The sequence below is a fragment of the Phreatobacter aquiterrae genome (assembly GCF_053471285.1).
In genome coordinates this window covers 285928-302049 of the sequence record NZ_JBJPHW010000003.1, presented here as the reverse complement: position 1 = coordinate 302049, position 16122 = coordinate 285928, and the positions used below count along the sequence as shown (strand labels likewise).

Here is a 16122-nt window from a genome sequence, read left to right as displayed (position 1 = left end):
AAGGTCGTAGCTGCAAGATGTTGAGGCTGTGCTGATCGACAGACGCTAGATATGGCGTCGGCTCACGATTCGTGGCAGGGTTTTCCTCGCATCCCCAAAGGGCCACGGACCGACCGGCGCGATGAAATTCTCCCGCCTGCGCATTCACGGCTTCAAGACCTTCGTGGAGCCAACGGACTTCCTCATCGAGCCGGGCCTGACGGGCGTCGTCGGTCCGAACGGCTGCGGCAAGTCCAACCTGGTCGAGGCCCTGCGCTGGGTCATGGGCGAGAACTCGTTCAAGAACATGCGCGCCTCCGGCATGGACGACGTCATCTTCTCCGGCTCGGGCAACCGTCCCGCTCGCAACACCGCCGAGGTGATGCTGACGGTCGACAATTCCCGCCGCCTCGCCCCGGCCCAGTTCAACGACCACGATGTGCTGGAGGTCTCCCGCCGCATCGAGCGCGAGGCCGGCTCCCTCTACAAGATCAATGGCCGCGAGGTGCGCGCCCGCGACGTCCAGCTTCTCTTCGCTGACGCATCGACCGGCGCCCGTTCGCCGGCCCTCGTCCGTCAGGGCCAGATCGGCGAGATCATCAGCGCCAAGCCGCAGTCGCGCCGCCGCATCCTCGAGGAGGCCGCGGGCATCGCCGGCCTGCACGCCCGCCGCCACGAGGCCGAGACGCGGCTGAAGGCCGCCGAGACCAATCTCGACCGACTCGAGACCGTCCTCTCGCAGATCGAGAGCCAGCTCGAAGGGCTGAAGCGGCAGGCGCGCCAGGCCGTGCGCTATCGCGGCCTCTCGGCCGACATCCGCAAGGCCGAGGCGAGCCTCGCCTACCTGAAGTTCCGGGAGGCTGGCGACCTGGTGCGCGAGGCCGAGCGACTGGTCGAGCTCGAGACCCGCGTCGTCGCCCAGCGCACCACCGATCAGGCGGAAGCCGCGAAGAATCAGGCGGTCGCCGCCCATCAGCTCCCGGCCCTGCGCGACGAGGCGGCGAAGGCGGGCGCGGCGCTGCACCGGCTCGTGCTCGCGCGCGACCAGCTCGATGGCGAGGAGAGGCGCGCCCGTGAGCGCATCGCCGAACTCGACCGCCGCGTCGCCCAGCTCGACGGCGACATCGCCCGCGAAAAGGCCCTGGGGGCCGATGCCGACGGCGTCATCGCCCGCCTGACGTCAGAGGAGGCGGACCTGCGCGCCGCCGCCGATGGCGCCAGGGCTGCCGAAACCGACGGTGCCGCCCGCGTCGCCGCCGCCGAATCGGTGCTCGCGCTGTCGGAGAAGGCCTTTTCCGAAGCCACCTCGGCTCTCGCCGAGATCGTCGCCCGCCGCAACCAGCTGGAACGCTCGATCCGCGATGCCGGCGAGAGGTTGATGCGCCTCGAGGGCCAGCTCGCCGACATCGACGCCGAGACGGCGAAGCTGGAGGCTGGCTCCGATCACGCCGCGCGCCTGGCCGCGCTCAAGGAGCAGCTGGACGCCGCCGCAACCGCCCTCACCGCCGCCGAGGCCGAGGCGGTCGCCGCCGAGAAGGCCCATGCTGTCGCCCGCAGCCAGGAAGGCGATGCCCGCCGGCCGCTGGCGGATGCCGAGCGGGTGGTGCAGCGGATCGACACCGAGGCCCGCACGCTCTCCAAGATCCTCAATGTCGCGCACAAGTCGATGTGGCCGCCGGTGCTGGAGGCGATCTCGGTCGCCAAGGGCTACGAGACGGCGCTGGGCGCCGCCCTCGGCGACGATCTCGACGCGCCCACCGCCTCCGCCTCGCCGCAGCACTGGGCCGGCGCCGATACGGGCGGCGATCCCGCGCTTCCCGAGGGTGTGGAACTGCTCTCCGTCCATGTGAAGGCCCCGGCGGAACTTGCCCGCCGCCTCGCCCAGATCGGCCTCGTCGCCCGGGCCGACGGGCCGCGCCTTGCCGCGCAGCTCCGACCCGGCCAGCGCCTCGTCTCACGGGAAGGCGACCTCTGGCGCTGGGACGGCTTCGTCGTCGCCGCCAATGCGCCGACCGCCGCTGCGCGCCGCCTTGCCGAGCGCAACCGCCTCGGCGACCTCGAGAAGGAACTGGTGACCGCGAAGGCCAGGGTCGAGGACCTGAGGAAACTGGCCGATGTCGCCGTGGGCGTGGTCAAGGCCTGCGCCGAGCGCGAACAGGCCGCCCGCGACGGCTGGCGCGCCGCCCAGCGCCAGGCCGACGCGCTGCGCGACCAGCTCGCCGCCGCCGAGCGCGCCGCTTCCGCCGTCGTCACCCGCCTTGCTGCCCTGGTCGAGGCGCGTTCGCGGCTGAAGGCCAGCATCGACGAAGCCGTGGCGGTGAAGGCCGATGCGCTCACGGCGCTCGACGGGCTTGGCCGGTCGGGTGAGCTCGAGGTGGCGCTGGCCGAGATTCGCGCCGAAGTGGCCCTGAACCGGGCGGCGCTGGCCGAGGCGCGGGGCGAGGCCCAGGGGCTGGCCCGCGAGGCCGAGATGCGCTCCCGCCGGATGGCCGAGATCGCCCGCGACCGCGCCCAGTGGCTGGAGCGGCAGGCCAATGCCGGCCGGCAGATCGCCGCCCTCGAGCAGCGCCTCGCCGAGGCGCGCAGCGAGGCCAGGGCGCTGGCCGAGGCGCCCGACACCTTCGCCGTCCAGCGCCGCGAGATCATTGCCCGCATCCACGACGTCGAGACGGCCCAGCGCGCCGCCGCCGATGCGCTTGTCGCCGGCGAGACGGCGCTGGCCGAAGCCGACCGGGCCGCCCGCGCCGCGCTCGAGGCGATGACGGGGGCCCGCGAGGCCTTCGTGCGGGCCGAGGCGCGGCTCGAATCGGCCCGCCAGCGCATCGGCGAGATCGGCGCCGAGATCGCCGAGAAGTTCGAGACCGAACCGCTCGCCCTGATCCGTATTGCAGGGCTCGCCCCGGACGCCGCGCTGCCCGATGCCCGCCGCATCGAGGATCAGCTCGACGGCCTGCGGCGCGAGCGTGAACGCCTCGGCGGCGTCAACCTGCGCGCCGACGACGAGCTGACCGAGATCCAGGCGCAGTACGACGGCATGGTGCGGGAGCGCGACGATCTCGTCGAGGCCATCAAGAAGCTGCGCGGCGGCATCGGCTCGCTCAACCGCGAGGGCCGCGAGCGCCTTCTCGCCTCCTTCGCCACCGTCAACGAGAACTTCCAGCGCCTCTTCACCACCCTGTTCGGCGGCGGCACCGCCGAGCTGCAGCTGGTCGAATCCGACGACCCCCTCGAGGCCGGCCTCGACATTCTCGCCAGGCCGCCGGGCAAGAAGCCGCAGACCCTGTCGCTGCTCTCCGGCGGCGAGCAGGCGCTGACCGCCATCGCCCTGATCTTCGCGGTGTTCCTCACCAATCCTGCGCCGATCTGCGTGCTGGACGAGGTCGACGCGCCGCTCGACGACGCCAATGTCGAGCGCTACTGCGACCTGCTCGACGACATGGCGCGGACCACCGACACGCGCTTCGTCGTCATCACCCACAATCCCATCACCATGAGCCGCATGAATCGGCTCTTCGGGGTGACGATGGCCGAGCGCGGCGTCTCGACGCTGGTGAGCGTGGATCTGGGACTGGCCGAGCAGCTCATCGCGGCGGAGTGAGGCGGGCGGGGCGCGCCGTTCCGACCATCTTACCGCTGAGACTGATCTCCGGAATCACCGCCGTCATGCCCGGCCCTGTGCCGGGCATCCACGCCTTCCTGAAACGCTTTGTGTTCAAGTCGTGGATGGCCGGGCCAAGCCCGGCCATGACGCGGAAGGGATGGTGACCGCGACTCAGCCTTGCACGCGCTGAAGTCCTTCGAGACCGAGTCTCGAAGAATTGGGTCCGGTCATGCAGGGCCGGTTATGGCACAGGGCGGAACAGCGCCTCGAAGCGAACTAGGACAAAAATCCTTGACAGCGAGACGCTGGTCCTGTAATCTTCCCGCAAGTTCGACGACAGCGCCTGAATTGGGCGCGTGGAAAGCGCGGCGACTCGTTGCCGCGATGCTCTTCGCCCGATGCCCGCCGTCATTCCCGGCCGAGCGAAGCGAACGGAAGGGAACCCAGGGGCCACGCGCTCTGCCTTTCGTCCTCCTGGACCCCCCTTCCCTCGGTCCGAAGCATGGCTTCGGCCCTCGCCGGGGGTGACGATGGGGGGCGATGCCGCTGGCGACGAAAGCCGGACCATGACGCCGCCCCGACCGGTAGGAGAGGGCAAACTCAGTTCCGGCATTTTCTGACAATGGGAGCGCGTCGTGGCGTTCGAAAAGCCGCCCGGCCACGACTGGGTGATCTTCTACAAGGCCGACGATGCGCCTGATACCCAAGCCATGACGGTCTTCGGCGTCATGACCATCGAGAAGGCGGTCGAGGAGGCCCGATGGAGCCTCGATCCGTCAGGCGAGAAAGGCGACTATGAACTGCTCGCCATTCAGCGGCTTGACTTCGAGGAGCCGAACACCGCCGAGGAATAATCTCGCGCCGAAGATGGCCACTCATCTGGCCGGGTCCGTCCCCGAACCCGCACCTTCACCCGCAGCAGCAGTCGCCGCCTCCGCCCGTCGCGTTCCGCACGCTGGCATGGTTGGTCTCCGCCGGCAGGTCCATGGCCGGATTCTCGGCGAAGAAGCCGTTGGGTTTGAGCATGAAGCCGGCATATTCCATCGGCATGACCGGGAAATCCTCCGGTTTGCACACATGGGTATGGCCGAAGGAGTGCCAGACCACGAGGTCGGCATTCTCGATGGAGCGGCCCTTCTTCACATAGGCCGGCAGGCCGTCGCCGCCGGCATGCTGGTTGGGATAGTCGCCGCTGGCATATTTCTCCGCGGGGTCGAAGGGTGTCACCCAGACGTGCTTCGAGGCGAAGCCGCCGCGCTGGGCCACCGTCGAGCCCTCCTGCGCCAGCATGAGCGGGCTCGGCTGCACGATCAGCTTGTAGCCGGTGGGCTTGCCGACGCTGTTGGCGACGTTCGGATTGGTGATCTTCCAGTAGCGGCCGGTCTTCCCGTCCGCCTCGCGGGCGGCGTCGCGTTCATTGGCGAGCACCCGCGATGTCGTGTCGAAGACATTGCCATAGGGGTTGTCGGTGCCCCACGGCCGCGGCACGAATGCGTGCTCGGTGACGGTGTTGCCCTCGCCGTCGAGCGCCATGTGCATGCGCACGTTGAAGAAGTGCTGGTGGGTGGGGCCACCGAGGCCCTCATCCACCATGCCGCCCCAGGGGTAGGCCTTGCCGGGCGCCACGGCCGCCGTCTGGATGATGCCGGTGAGCTTGGCCTCCAGCTGGATCGTGCCGTCCTGGTAGAGATACCAGTAGAAGCCGTAGTCGTAATTGCCGACGGTGGCGAAGAACGAGATGACGAGGCGGCGCGAGCGGCGCGCCTCGAACACGCCGGTGCGCATCTCGTAATGCTTCCACAAGAGGCCGTAGTCCTCCTCGTGCATGCAGACCGCGTTGGGCATGACGATGGGGTTGCCGTTGTCGTCGGCCATCGGCACGTCAAAATAGTGGATGAGGCCGAGGCAGTCGCAGCCGAGCTCGAGGGCGTTGGCGAGCTTGCCGAGGCCGTACTCGCCGGCGTCGAAGGCGCTCTTCCAGAAATGGTTGGCGGTGGGGTCGGCATAGGGCACCACCATCTCGGTGACGCTGGCACGGTGCATGATGGGCCTGAGGCGGCCCTGGTCGCGAATGCCGAGCTGGTGAAGGACGAGACCCTCCCGCGGCGTGAAGCCGATGCGGAACGACCAGTTCTGCCATTCCACCTTCCACCCGTCGACGGTGAAGCTCGGCCCCTCCGGCTGGACGATGTTGAGGGGTTTCAGGTCGGCGCGGGGGGGGCGGCAGCGAAGCCCGGTCTTAGTTCCGGCGCTTCTTCGGGATCGGCACGATCTCGGCCTCGTCGACCAGATGCACCACCCGGTTCTCGACGAGGTCGACGAGCGCCACCACGCCCTCGATGGGCGAGGCATAGCCGTTGTCGTTGACGCTCTGGCGATAGTAGCTCACCGCGCTGACGAGGCGGCGGCCGAGTTCGGCCTCGCGGCCGAAATAGCCGGCCGAGAAGGGATCGACCTGCACCAGCGCGATCTCGTCGTCGGTCAGGCCGCGCCGCATCATGGCGGCCCGCCAGCCGGGGTCGGCCTTGACGATGTCGCCGGCCTTGAAGAACTCCTCGATGACGATGGCCGGCTGGCCATAGGGGGCGGCCTTTGTGTCCCGCGCGACGAAGCTGAGAACGGTCTTGTCGCCGATGTCGACCAGCGCCTCGTGAACGGCGCCGGTCGCGGTGTCGATCGCGACGGCGAAGGCGCGCCGGCGGATCGGCCTGCCCGGCGACCAGGCCGCGATCTCGGCCTTCGGCGGCTCGTCGAGCTGCAGGGTGGCGAAGCGCGTGCTGGCGGGAAGCGCCTGTGCGCCGAAGAGGATGGCGCGGGCCGCGGCGATCTCGTCGCCGGAGAGCGGGTCGAGCGGATGGGCCGGCGTCGTGGCGGCTGTGGCGCGTGCCGTGGTGGTCATGCAGGTCCCCTCATCGAATGCGCCGGATTCGAATGCGTCAGGTCCGATCGCGCCATTCCCGGCCGCGCCAGTTCGGAAAGCCGCCGCGGATAGCGCCGCCCTGGCCAGACGACCTTTCCCCGATCGGCGGCTCCCGCACGCGCGCCGGAAACTCTAGCACTGCCCGATACATGCTGCAGTGCGCACGGGATGTCGCAGGGCTGGTCAGACAATCGGATGAGAACCGAGAAGTCGTCGATATTTCAATATGTTGTCGGTGCGTGGGGTGTCCTTGACACGTTTTGGCCGCATCACTATAGGTGTGCCCGGCTTTCGGGGGGTGGCAGACCGGCGTCCTTCCGTTGTTATGCCCTGGCGACCGGCCGGCCGATGAGGCGGGTGATGGCGTCAGGCGAGCAGAACGACGGCAGGGCAAGCGGACCGTCCCTCCCAGAATCCGACCTCGACGCGCGGCGTCGCGCCCTGGAGGCCAAGCTCGAGACGATCGAGCGGCAGCGTTCCGGGGGTGCAGCGCCGGACGGCCGGACGGCGAATGCGCCATCCGGGCTGGTGAAGCTCTTCCGCTTCTCCGCCGATTTCGTGTCCGGCGTTCTCGCCGGCGCACTGATCGGCTGGGTTCTGGACCGTTTCGCCGGAACGCGGCCCTGGGGTTTCATCGTGTTTCTTCTGCTGGGCTTCGCGACGGGCATCTACAACCTCGTCAAGTCGGCGCAGCGGGCCAATCGGGAAGGCTGACGAGGCCGTTCCGACCGTCGACTAGATCGCATGCGGGAGCAGACCGGCGATGGCCGATCCGATCAAACAGTTCGAGCTTGTGCCGATCGTTCCGATCACGATCGGAACCGGTGACTTCTCGTTCACCAACTCGGCCCTGCACATGTTCCTCATCGTCGGCGCGACGGCGGCCTTCCTGCTGCTGTCGACGAACGCGCGCCGCCTGGTGCCGACGCGCATGCAGTCGATGGCCGAGCTCACCTACGAGTTCGTGGCCGGCACGGTCCGGCAAACGGCGGGAACGGACGGCATGCGGTTCTTCCCGCTGGTCTTCTCGCTGTTCATGTTCGTGCTCTTCGCCAACCTGATCGGCATGATCCCCGGCGCCTTCACGGTGACCAGCCACGTCATCATCACCGCCGCGCTGGCGGTGCTCGTCATCTCGACCGTCATCATCTACGGCATCATGAAGCACGGTACCCACTGGTTCGCGCTGTTCGCGCCCTCGGGCCTGCCGAAGGCGATCCTGCCGGTGATCGTCGTCATCGAGGTGATCTCCTTCCTGTCGCGGCCGATCTCGCTGTCGCTGCGCCTCTTCGGCAACATGACCGCCGGCCACATCGCGCTGAAGGTCTTCGCCGGCTTCGTGGTCGCCATGGCCGGCGCCGGCGCGCTCGGCATGGTCGGCGCCGTCCTGCCGGTCTTCATGATCACCGCGCTCACCGCGCTCGAACTGCTCGTCGCTGTCCTGCAGGCCTATGTCTTCACCATCCTGACCTGCATCTACCTCAACGACGCCCTCCATCCTGGCCATCACTGATCCGGTGACGGCAGGCCGCTAAATCCTCCCCTTCGCTCCCAACACCTCACAGGAGTTCAAAATGGATCCGGTTGCAGCCAAGTTCCTCGGCGCTGGTATCGCCTGCCTCGGCATGGGCCTCGCCGCCATGGGCGTGGGCAACATCTTCGGCAACTTCGTTGCCGGCGCCCTGCGCAATCCGTCGGCTGCCGCCGGCCAGTTCACCAACGCCATCGTCGGCGCGGCGCTTGCGGAAGGCCTCGGCATCTTCGCGCTCGTCGTCGCCCTCGTCCTGCTCTTCGTGGTCTGATCCGCGGCGGACGTCCTGATCGCGCCGGGGCTCCTCTTGGGGGCCCCGCGTCGCGGTCGATCCGGCGTCTCCGCCCGGCTCCGGCCGGTTCTCGTTTCCGCGCAGGGTCCTGACAGGGACCGCCCGCGCCGATAGGGTCCCGCAATGGCGACGAACACCACTTCGGGGACCCAGGTCCCCTCCAAAGGCGGTTTCCCGGCCTTCCGGGTCGAAACCTATGGGTCGCAGCTGCTCTGGCTCGCGGTTGCCTTCGGCCTGCTCTACTACCTGATGTCGAAGCACATCGCTCCGCGCATCGGCGGGATCCTGGAAGACCGCGCCAGCCGCATCGCCGGTGACCTCGCGGCCGCCCAGACCATGAAGGCCGAGGCGGACGCCGCAACGGCCTCCTACGAGAAGGCCCTCGCCGAGGCGCGCGCCAATGCGCAGGCCATCGCCGCGGAGACGCGCGCGACGATCAGCGCCGCGGCCGATGCCGAGCGCAAGGCCCTCGAGACCAAGCTGACGGCGGACCTTGCCGCCGCCGAGGCGCAGATCGCCACCGCCCGCACGGCGGCCATGGGCAATGTCCGCGGCATCGCGGTCGATGCCGCCCAGGCCATCGTCGAGCGTCTCGTCGGCGCCGGGGCCGAGGCCTCGCGCGTCGAGGCGGCGGTCGATGCCGCGCTGAAGCGCTGAGGAGGACGGGATGAGCGAATATCTGCCGATCTGGATCGGCCTCATCATCTTCTTCGCCCTGGCGTGGAAGATGGACGCCCATACCAAGATCCTGAACGCGCTCGACGCGCGGTCCAACCGCATAGCCGCCGAACTCGCCGAGGCCAAGCGCCTGCGCGAGGAGGCCGAGGCCATCGTCGCCGAATACCGCAAGCGTCAGGCCAGCGCCGAGCAGGAGGCCCGCGACATCGTCACGGCCGCCAGGGGCGAGGCCGAGCGTCTTGCCGCCGAGGGCAAGGCGAAGATCGAGGAATTCGTCTCCCGCCGCACCAAGATGGCGGAGACCAAGATCGCCCAGGCCGAGGCCCAGGCCGTCGCCGACGTCAGGGCGGCGGCTGCCGACGCCGCGACAATCGCCGCTGGCTCGGTCCTCGCCGACCTGACGAAGGGTGCAGGCGGCGACAAGCTGATCACGTCGGGCATCGCCGAGATCAAGGCGAAGCTGAACTGACGCCACCGGGTTCGCCCGGTTCGAGAGTGACGAAAACCGCCGGGTGATCCCCGGCGGTCTTTGTTTGGATGCCGGCCGCTCGTCCCCACCGCATCTGACGCCTGGCAGCAACCCAGGTGCGTCCTTCGAGGCTCGCCCTGCCGGGCTCGCTCCTCAGGATGAGGAGGGTGTTGTCCTGCATTCCGGCAGGCAAGCCGTCGGCAGCCGAGCTTCATTCCACGCTGATGCCGGTCACCATCTCCCTCATCCTGAGGAGCGAGCCCCCGGCGATGCGACAGCACCGTCCGGTGGCGAGCCTCGAAGGACGCACTTGCCGATGCAGGGCGACAGCCGCCTGTCACTCACGAAAAAAGCCGCCGGGCGGAACCCGGCGGCCTCATGAAACCGAAAACGCGCAGACTGGACTCAGGCCGGCAGCAGCGGATCGATGATCTTCTCGAACTCGGCCGCCGGCTGGGCGCCGAGGAGCCGCTTGCCGTTGATGAAGAAGGTCGGGGTCGATTCGACGCCGAAGGCCGAGGCGGCGCGGTCGCGGGTGGCGTTGAGCGCATCGAGGATTGCCTGGTTGTTGAGGCAGGCCTCGAACTGCGCCTGGGTGATGCCGGCCTGACGGGTGATGGCGGTGACGGCCTCGAGCGGATTGCCGCCGAAGGCCCAGGTGCGCTGCTGCTGGAAGAACACGTCCACCAGCGCGAAATAGCGGGCCGGATCGACGCCCTCTCCGGCCTTGCCGTCGGCGTTCAGGGCGCAGCGGGTGAGCATGTAGACGGCGGCGTCGAGCTGGTTGAGGGCGAATTCGCGGAACACGAGACGGACCTTGCCGGTGTCGATGTACTTCTTCTTCAACTCGGGCAGGATGCTGGTGTGAAAGGTCGCGCAATGCCCGCAGGTGAGCGAGGCATATTCAACGATGGTGACCGGGGCGTCGGCCTTGCCGATCGACACGTCGCCGAGCGGGCCGGGCTGCATCAACTGGGCGACATCGACCGTCTCGGAGGCCGGGCGACGCGCCTGGGCAAGCGCTGCGGGTGCGAAAGCGGCAACCAGACCGAGTGCGGCCGAGGCTTCGATGAAATGTCTGCGCGACAGCATGGCGGGTTCCTCAACAGGGGCCCTTCGGGGCCACACCAAGGTCCTAGCTGTGGCATCGCGACGTGGCAACATCAGGGCCGCCGGGCGACCCGCCGTTGCAGTCACACTTCTGCGAGAGGCATCAATTGCGCGCGATGATCTCGCGTTCGCGATGGCGCGGCTGGCCGGCAAGGCCCTTGGTGGCCTTGCGTCGCATCAGGGCCGCGGGGCGGCGGTCCTTCAGCGTCGAGCGCCGGCGGCGGCGCGGGGACGGGCTGCCGAGCATGACGCCGCCGAGGCGGGGAAAGGCCTCGCGCATCGACCCGTCATGGTCCTCGACCAGCAGGGGCAGGCTGAGCGCCTGGCCCCAGCGCTGCCAGTCGGCCACCACGTCGTCGGCATCGGGAACCTGCACCAGAGGCACGCTGAGCGCCGGATCCGCATGGACCAGCACGACCTCGATGGTGTCGGCGGGTTGCGAGCCGTCGTCGCTGATGCGGACCGCGACGCCGCGATAGGCGGAGACGCGCAGTTGCAGCTTCATCCGCGCCCCGCTTGCCGTGCGGCGGATGACGACGCGATCGGCATGGAGGTCGATCGACCGCTGGCCGCTGTCGGCGCCCCGGTCCGGGGCGGCGTAGCGGGTGGGCAGCTGGGCGGGATCGAGGCGCAAAGAGGCCCCGATCCCGGCGGCGGCGCCGCCGGGCTCTGTCTGACGCAACATGTGCATGCTCCCTTGGGGTCTTCGGTCGGCTTCAGCCGGCTCTCGCCCCGTCGTTGGGAGAACTGTCGCAGCATTTCTTGTCGGACCGCTTAAGGCGCAGGGTTAAGCGGGACTCAATCCAGTCGCGACAAGTCGACACCTTCGCGCATGCTTGAGAAAGCCTTGGGGACTGTGCTTTCCCAATGCTTGGTGGGCGTGCTTAACACCGGGCCTCATGAACAGCATGAACGAAGACTGACCGTCAGCGCGCGCGCGAGGTCGGCGCGGTGCGCGGCCTGCGCCTTGAAACCGGCCGCTTCGATGCCTAAACGAGGGGACATCAGCATTTCCCCTCCCAAGGCTCCTTCATGTCCGATCTCATGGATACCGGCGCGCTCCTTGAGCGGGGCCGCCGCCTCGTCGCTGCGGCCCGCAAGGCCGGCGCCGACGCCGCCGACGTCATGGCGGTGCGCGGCGTGTCGGTCGGCGTGCAGATCCGCGAGGGCCAGGTGGAGAGCTCGGAACGCTCCGAGGGCGACGACCTCGGCCTGCGCGTCTTCGTCGGCCGCCGCAGCGCCTCCGTCTCCTCCAACGATCCGCGCGAGGACGTGGCGGCGCTCGCCGAACGGGCGGTCGCCATCGCCCGCGTCGCGCCTGAGGATCCCTATGCGCGCCTCGCCGATCCAGCCGATCTCGCGACGCAGTGGCCCGACCTCGACCTTATCGATCCCGTCATGACCGAGGTCGCCGACCTTGAGGCCTTCGCCCGCCGGGCCGAGGCGGCGGCGCTCGCCGTGTCCGGCGTCAGCAAATCGGGCGGCGCCGGGGCCGGCGCCGGCATCGGCGGCTTCGCCCTCGTCACCTCGACCGGCTTCGAGGGCGCGACGCTCGGCTCGTCGACCTCCTTCTCGGTCACCGCCATCGCCGGCGAGGGCACCGGCATGGAGCGCGACTACGATTACAGTGCCGTGCGCCACCGTGCCGATCTCGCCGATCCGGAGTCGATCGGCCGCAGCGCCGGCGAGCGGGCCATCCGCCGGCTCAACCCGCGCAAAGTCGACACCCGCAAGGTGCCCGTCGTCTTCGATCCGCGCACGGCGGGCAGCTTCCCCTCCTATCTCGCCTCCGCCGCCAACGGCCAGTCGGTGGCGCGCAAGACTTCCTTCCTGCGCGAGAAGCTCGGACAGCGCGTGTTCCGCGAGGGCGTGCGCATCATCGACGATCCGCTGCGCCGGCGCGGCCTGCGCTCCCGTCCCTTCGACGGCGAGGGGGTGGCCGCCCGTCCGCTGACCCTCGTCGAGGACGGCATTCTCGCAAGCTGGCTGCTCGATACCGCCACCGCTGCCGAGCTCGGCCTCAGGACCACCGGCCACGCCAGCCGCGGCACCGGCGGCCCGCCCTCGCCCGGGCCGACCAACCTGCATCTGGCTGCCGGCACCGCCACCCCGGCCGAGATGATCGCCGCCATCAAGGACGGGCTCTACGTCACCGATATGATCGGCAGCGGCGTCAACATGGTGACCGGCGACTATTCGCGCGGCTGCTCGGGCTACTGGATCGAGAACGGCGAGCTCGCCTATCCGGTCGCCGAGATCACTATCGCCGGCAATCTCGTCGACATGTTCGCCAACCTGACCCCGGCGAACGACCTCGTCTTCCGCTACGGGACGGACGCCCCCACCGTCCTTATCGAGGGGCTCACCGTTGCCGGACGCTGACGACCTCGTCCTGCGCGACCTCTTGGAGACGCTGGCCGAGGAGGCCGGCGCCATGGCGCTCGACTATGCCCGGCGCGGCCTGCGGACCTGGACCAAGGCCCACGCCTCGCCGGTGACCGAGGCCGACATCGCCATCGACCGCTTCCTGAAAAAGCGGCTCGGCGAGGCGCGGCCACATTTCGGCTGGCTGTCGGAGGAGACCATCGACGATCCCGCGCGGCTCGACCGCCGTGAGGTCTTCATCGTCGATCCGATCGATGGTACCCGCGCCTTCGCGGCCGGACTTCCGGACTGGACCATCTCGCTCGCCGTGGTCCGCGACGGGCGGCCCGTGGCCGCCGCCCTCGCCGAGCCCGTGGCCGGGCGCACCTTCGTCGCGGCGCGCGGCCATGGCGCCAGCGTCTCGGGCCGCCCTCTCGCGGCGACCGGGCGGCAGGACATCGCGGGCGCCACCGTGGCCGGTCCGAAGCCCATGACAGTGAAGGTCGAACGTCACGGCGCGCTCGCCCTGCCCAAGATCCACTCCCTCGCCCTGCGCTTCGCCAAGGTGGCGGCGGGCGAGATCGACGCCGGTTTCGCCGGCGGCCAGAGCCATGACTGGGACCTTGCGGCGGCCGATCTTTTGGTGCAGGAAGCGGGAGCTTCGCTGACCGGCCTCGACGGAACCGTTCCCTGCTACAACAGGCCGGTTCCCATGCATTTTCCGCTCGTTTGCGCCGGTTTTCCGCTGCATGAGCTTCTCAGGCGCGCAGCCTGAGCGGCAGAGCGCGCGGCCAGACGATCCGAGGGGAAAGACCGGAATCATGACTGACACGGCACCGGCCAAACAGCTTCCGCATCTGGTGTTCGGCGGCGAGCTGACCCGACTCGACGGCACCGAGTTCAAGGACCTGTCCAAGCTCGACATCGTCGGCATCTATCCGAACTATGCCTCCGCTCACGCCGCCTGGAAGGGCAGGGCCCAGCAGACCGTGGACAATGCGCACATGCGCTATTTCATCGTTCACCTGCATCGCCTGCTCGATCCGGACGCGGCCTGACGGGCGGCCCGCGGACCGGTGTCCTTCCTCAAGCGCCTGGCGCGTTCCGAACGGGTGCGTTCCGCCGCGGGATCGCTGCTGGCGGGATACCTGCGCCTCGTCTGGCGGACGGGCCGCTTCAAGCTCGATCCGCCGAACATCTACGACTACGCCGACGCCAACCTGCCGGTCATCTTCGCGATGTGGCACGGCCAGCACTTCCTCTCCCCCTTCGTCAGGAAGCCCGAGTACCGGGCGGCCGTGCTGATCTCGCGTTCGGCCGACGGTGAGATGAACGCCATCGCCGCCGAGAAGCTGGGCATCCGCACCATCCGCGGCTCTGGCGACCACAAGGGCCAGTTCGCCCGCAAGGGCGGGGTCAGCGCCTATTTCCAGATGATCGAGGCGCTGAACGACGGCGAGACGGTGGCGCTCACTGCCGATGTTCCCAAGATCGCGCGCAGGGCGGGCCTCGGCATCGTCATGCTGGCCAAGCAGACGGGCCGGCCGATCCTGCCGATCGCGGTCGCGACCGCGCGACGGATCGACCTGAAATCCTGGGACCGGGCGAGCGTCAACCTGCCCTTTTCGCGCGGCGCCGTGGTCGCGGGGCCGCCCGTCTGGGTTCCCGCCGATGCCGACGCGGTGGCGCTGGAGCGCTACCGGCAGGCTGTCGAGGCGGCGATGAACGCCACCACGGCGCGCGCCTACGACATTGCCGAAGGGCGGGCGGAGGTGGCGTATTGGTCGCCGGAAACGGTCGCCGAACTCGAGACGGCGCGGGACCTGGCGCGTATGCGTCGCCGGCCGGCCGATCAGGCAGGCGTGGCCGATGCGTGACCGCCCGCTGCGCACGCCGCTGACGCTCCGCACCTACGCCCGCGTCACCGCCATGCTGGCGCCGGTGACCGCGCTCCTCGTCCGCAAGCGGTTGCAGCAGGGCAAGGAAGATCCGGAACGGGTCCAGGAACGGCGAGGCGAGGCGAGCGTCGACCGCCCGCCCGGCCGCCTGGTCTGGCTGCACGGGGCCAGCGTCGGCGAATTCCTGTCGATTATCCCGCTGATCGAGCGCCTGCAGGTGCGCGGCGTGACCGTTCTGGTCACCACCGTGACGCTGACGGCGGCGACACTCGCGGCGCGGCGTCTGCCGCCGGGCGTCATCCACCAGTTCATGCCCTGGGACGTTCCGGCCTTTGTCGACCGTTTCCTCAATCACTGGCAGCCGGACCTCGCCATTTTCGCCGAATCCGAACTCTGGCCCAACCTGATCCTGCGCACGACGGCGCGCGGAACGCCGCTGATCCAGGTGAACGGCCGCATCTCGGAGCGTTCCTTCAAGGGCTGGCAGCGCGTGCCCCGGTCGATCAAGGCCCTGCTGTCGCGCTTTGAGCTCTGCCTCATGCAGACCGTCGACGATGCCCGTCGGATCGAGGCCCTCGGCGCGCCGCGCGTGTCGACGACGGGCAACCTGAAATTCGACGTGCCGGCGCCGGAGGCCGAGCCCGGGGCGGCCATGGCCCTGGCCCAGGCCATCGGCTACCGGCCGGTCTTCCTCGCGGCCTCCACCCACGAGGGCGAGGATGAGATCGTCCTCGAGGCGCACCGCCTGATCGCCCCGCGCCTGTCCAATCTCCTCACCATCATCGCGCCGCGCCACCCTGAGCGCGGCGATGCCATTGCGGCGCTTGCCGAAGCCGCCGGGCTGCAGGCCTGCCAGCGCTCCCGCGGCGAGCTGCCAAGGGTGCGCCATGCGGTCTATGTCGCCGACACGCTGGGCGAGATGGGGCTGTTCTACCGCGCTGCGCCGGTCGCCTTCCTCGGCGGGTCGCTGATCCGCCACGGCGGCCAGAACCCGATCGAGCCGGCCAAGCTCGGGGCGGCCGTCATCCACGGGCCGCACGTCTTCAACTTCGCCGCGGTCTATGAGGCGCTGGCCGCCAACAGTGCGGCGCGGCAGGTGACCGGCGCCGAGGACATGGCGGAGGGCGCCCTGCTGCTGCTCGCCGACAAGCGCGAGCGGGTGCGCCAGCGAGAGGCGGCGGCGGAGACGGTCGCGGGCCTCGGCGGCGCGCTGGACCGGACGCTGGCCGCCATCGAGCCCTATTTTCTCTCCCTGGCCATGCGGAGCCAGTGATGCGGGG

Annotated in this window: 14 protein-coding genes and 1 pseudogene; 12 read left to right on the top strand and 3 right to left on the bottom strand. The window is 69.4% G+C overall.

Annotated features, from left to right (window positions below; translation table 11 throughout):
• The first annotated feature begins 121 nt into the window (after positions 1-121).
• Both ACJ4V0_RS06560 and ACJ4V0_RS06555 read left to right on the top strand, forming a co-directional pair.
• Positions 122-3577 carry a chromosome segregation SMC family protein gene (locus ACJ4V0_RS06560; RefSeq protein WP_448298754.1) on the top strand — a complete coding sequence of 1152 codons (3456 nt, stop codon included), beginning with the start codon at positions 122-124 and terminating at the stop codon, positions 3575-3577.
• Positions 3578-4215: 638 nt separating this feature from the next.
• Positions 4216-4434 (top strand): hypothetical protein, encoded by a 219-nt coding sequence (locus ACJ4V0_RS06555; protein WP_448298753.1) that lies wholly within the window; start codon positions 4216-4218, stop codon positions 4432-4434.
• 55 nt (positions 4435-4489) lie between these two features.
• Here the strand turns inward: ACJ4V0_RS06555 and ACJ4V0_RS06550 are convergent.
• Positions 4490-6479, bottom strand: a pseudogene (locus ACJ4V0_RS06550) (primary-amine oxidase).
• A gap of 381 nt (positions 6480-6860) precedes the next feature.
• Between ACJ4V0_RS06550 and ACJ4V0_RS06545 the strand changes: the two are divergent.
• From ACJ4V0_RS06545 to ACJ4V0_RS06525, 5 genes are all read left to right on the top strand, one after another.
• Positions 6861-7214, top strand: a complete 354-nt coding sequence (locus tag ACJ4V0_RS06545) for an AtpZ/AtpI family protein (RefSeq protein ID WP_448298752.1) — start codon at positions 6861-6863, stop codon at positions 7212-7214.
• Positions 7215-7263: 49 nt separating this feature from the next.
• Entirely contained in the window at positions 7264-8013 is a 750-nt protein-coding gene (locus tag ACJ4V0_RS06540) for a F0F1 ATP synthase subunit A (protein WP_448298751.1), read from the top strand.
• A 61-nt stretch (positions 8014-8074) separates the two neighbouring features.
• Complete coding sequence (locus ACJ4V0_RS06535) at positions 8075-8302, top strand: F0F1 ATP synthase subunit C (RefSeq protein ID WP_448298750.1); 228 nt, start codon at positions 8075-8077, stop codon at positions 8300-8302.
• A 144-nt stretch (positions 8303-8446) separates the two neighbouring features.
• On the top strand, positions 8447-8980 hold the full coding sequence (locus tag ACJ4V0_RS06530; protein ID WP_448298749.1) for a F0F1 ATP synthase subunit B family protein: 534 nt from the start codon (positions 8447-8449) through the stop codon (positions 8978-8980).
• 10 nt (positions 8981-8990) lie between these two features.
• On the top strand, positions 8991-9470 hold the full coding sequence (locus tag ACJ4V0_RS06525; RefSeq protein WP_448298748.1) for a F0F1 ATP synthase subunit B family protein: 480 nt from the start codon (positions 8991-8993) through the stop codon (positions 9468-9470).
• Between the two features lie 405 nt (positions 9471-9875).
• Here the strand turns inward: ACJ4V0_RS06525 and ACJ4V0_RS06520 are convergent, their stop codons facing one another.
• The gene (locus ACJ4V0_RS06520) at positions 9876-10562 is read right to left on the bottom strand and encodes a DsbA family protein (RefSeq protein ID WP_448298747.1); all 687 of its coding nucleotides are present in this window, start codon (positions 10560-10562) and stop codon (positions 9876-9878) included.
• 121 nt (positions 10563-10683) lie between these two features.
• The gene (locus ACJ4V0_RS06515; RefSeq protein WP_448298746.1) at positions 10684-11265 is read right to left on the bottom strand and encodes a DUF6101 family protein; all 582 of its coding nucleotides are present in this window, start codon (positions 11263-11265) and stop codon (positions 10684-10686) included.
• A 347-nt stretch (positions 11266-11612) separates the two neighbouring features.
• Between ACJ4V0_RS06515 and ACJ4V0_RS06510 the strand changes: the two genes are divergently transcribed.
• The 5 genes from ACJ4V0_RS06510 to ACJ4V0_RS06490 are packed head-to-tail and all read left to right on the top strand — an operon-like array spanning position 11613 to position 16115.
• Positions 11613-12962: a TldD/PmbA family protein gene (locus ACJ4V0_RS06510; RefSeq protein WP_448298745.1), complete on the top strand. Its 1350-nt coding sequence runs from the start codon at positions 11613-11615 to the stop codon at positions 12960-12962.
• Positions 12949-13719 (top strand): 3'(2'),5'-bisphosphate nucleotidase CysQ, encoded by a 771-nt coding sequence (locus tag ACJ4V0_RS06505; RefSeq protein ID WP_448298744.1) that lies wholly within the window; start codon positions 12949-12951, stop codon positions 13717-13719. Before ACJ4V0_RS06510 ends, ACJ4V0_RS06505 begins: the two co-directional genes overlap by 14 nt.
• A 46-nt stretch (positions 13720-13765) precedes the next feature.
• Positions 13766-14002 carry a DUF4170 domain-containing protein gene (locus tag ACJ4V0_RS06500; protein WP_448298743.1) on the top strand — a complete coding sequence of 79 codons (237 nt, stop codon included), beginning with the start codon at positions 13766-13768 and terminating at the stop codon, positions 14000-14002.
• An 18-nt stretch (positions 14003-14020) separates the two neighbouring features.
• Positions 14021-14821, top strand: a complete 801-nt coding sequence (locus ACJ4V0_RS06495; protein ID WP_448298742.1) for a lysophospholipid acyltransferase family protein — start codon at positions 14021-14023, stop codon at positions 14819-14821.
• Positions 14814-16115 (top strand): 3-deoxy-D-manno-octulosonic acid transferase, encoded by a 1302-nt coding sequence (locus ACJ4V0_RS06490; protein WP_448298741.1) that lies wholly within the window; start codon positions 14814-14816, stop codon positions 16113-16115. Before ACJ4V0_RS06495 ends, ACJ4V0_RS06490 begins: the two co-directional genes overlap by 8 nt.
• Positions 16116-16122: the final 7 nt, after the last annotated feature.

Excerpts from the sequence above, each read along its gene's own strand:
- ACJ4V0_RS06500 (WP_448298743.1), top strand. The coding sequence starts at position 13,766 with ATGACTGACACGGCACCGGCCAAACAGCTTCCGCATCTGGTGTTCGGC.
- ACJ4V0_RS06560 (WP_448298754.1), top strand. The coding sequence starts at position 122 with ATGAAATTCTCCCGCCTGCGCATTCACGGCTTCAAGACCTTCGTGGAG.
- ACJ4V0_RS06490 (WP_448298741.1), top strand. The coding sequence starts at position 14,814 with ATGCGTGACCGCCCGCTGCGCACGCCGCTGACGCTCCGCACCTACGCC.
- ACJ4V0_RS06525 (WP_448298748.1), top strand. The coding sequence starts at position 8,991 with ATGAGCGAATATCTGCCGATCTGGATCGGCCTCATCATCTTCTTCGCC.
- ACJ4V0_RS06530 (WP_448298749.1), top strand. The coding sequence starts at position 8,447 with ATGGCGACGAACACCACTTCGGGGACCCAGGTCCCCTCCAAAGGCGGT.
- ACJ4V0_RS06515 (WP_448298746.1), bottom strand. The coding sequence starts at position 11,265 with ATGTTGCGTCAGACAGAGCCCGGCGGCGCCGCCGCCGGGATCGGGGCC.
- ACJ4V0_RS06535 (WP_448298750.1), top strand. The coding sequence starts at position 8,075 with ATGGATCCGGTTGCAGCCAAGTTCCTCGGCGCTGGTATCGCCTGCCTC.
- ACJ4V0_RS06545 (WP_448298752.1), top strand. The coding sequence starts at position 6,861 with ATGGCGTCAGGCGAGCAGAACGACGGCAGGGCAAGCGGACCGTCCCTC.
- ACJ4V0_RS06540 (WP_448298751.1), top strand. The coding sequence starts at position 7,264 with ATGGCCGATCCGATCAAACAGTTCGAGCTTGTGCCGATCGTTCCGATC.
- ACJ4V0_RS06510 (WP_448298745.1), top strand. The coding sequence starts at position 11,613 with ATGTCCGATCTCATGGATACCGGCGCGCTCCTTGAGCGGGGCCGCCGC.
- ACJ4V0_RS06520 (WP_448298747.1), bottom strand. The coding sequence starts at position 10,562 with ATGCTGTCGCGCAGACATTTCATCGAAGCCTCGGCCGCACTCGGTCTG.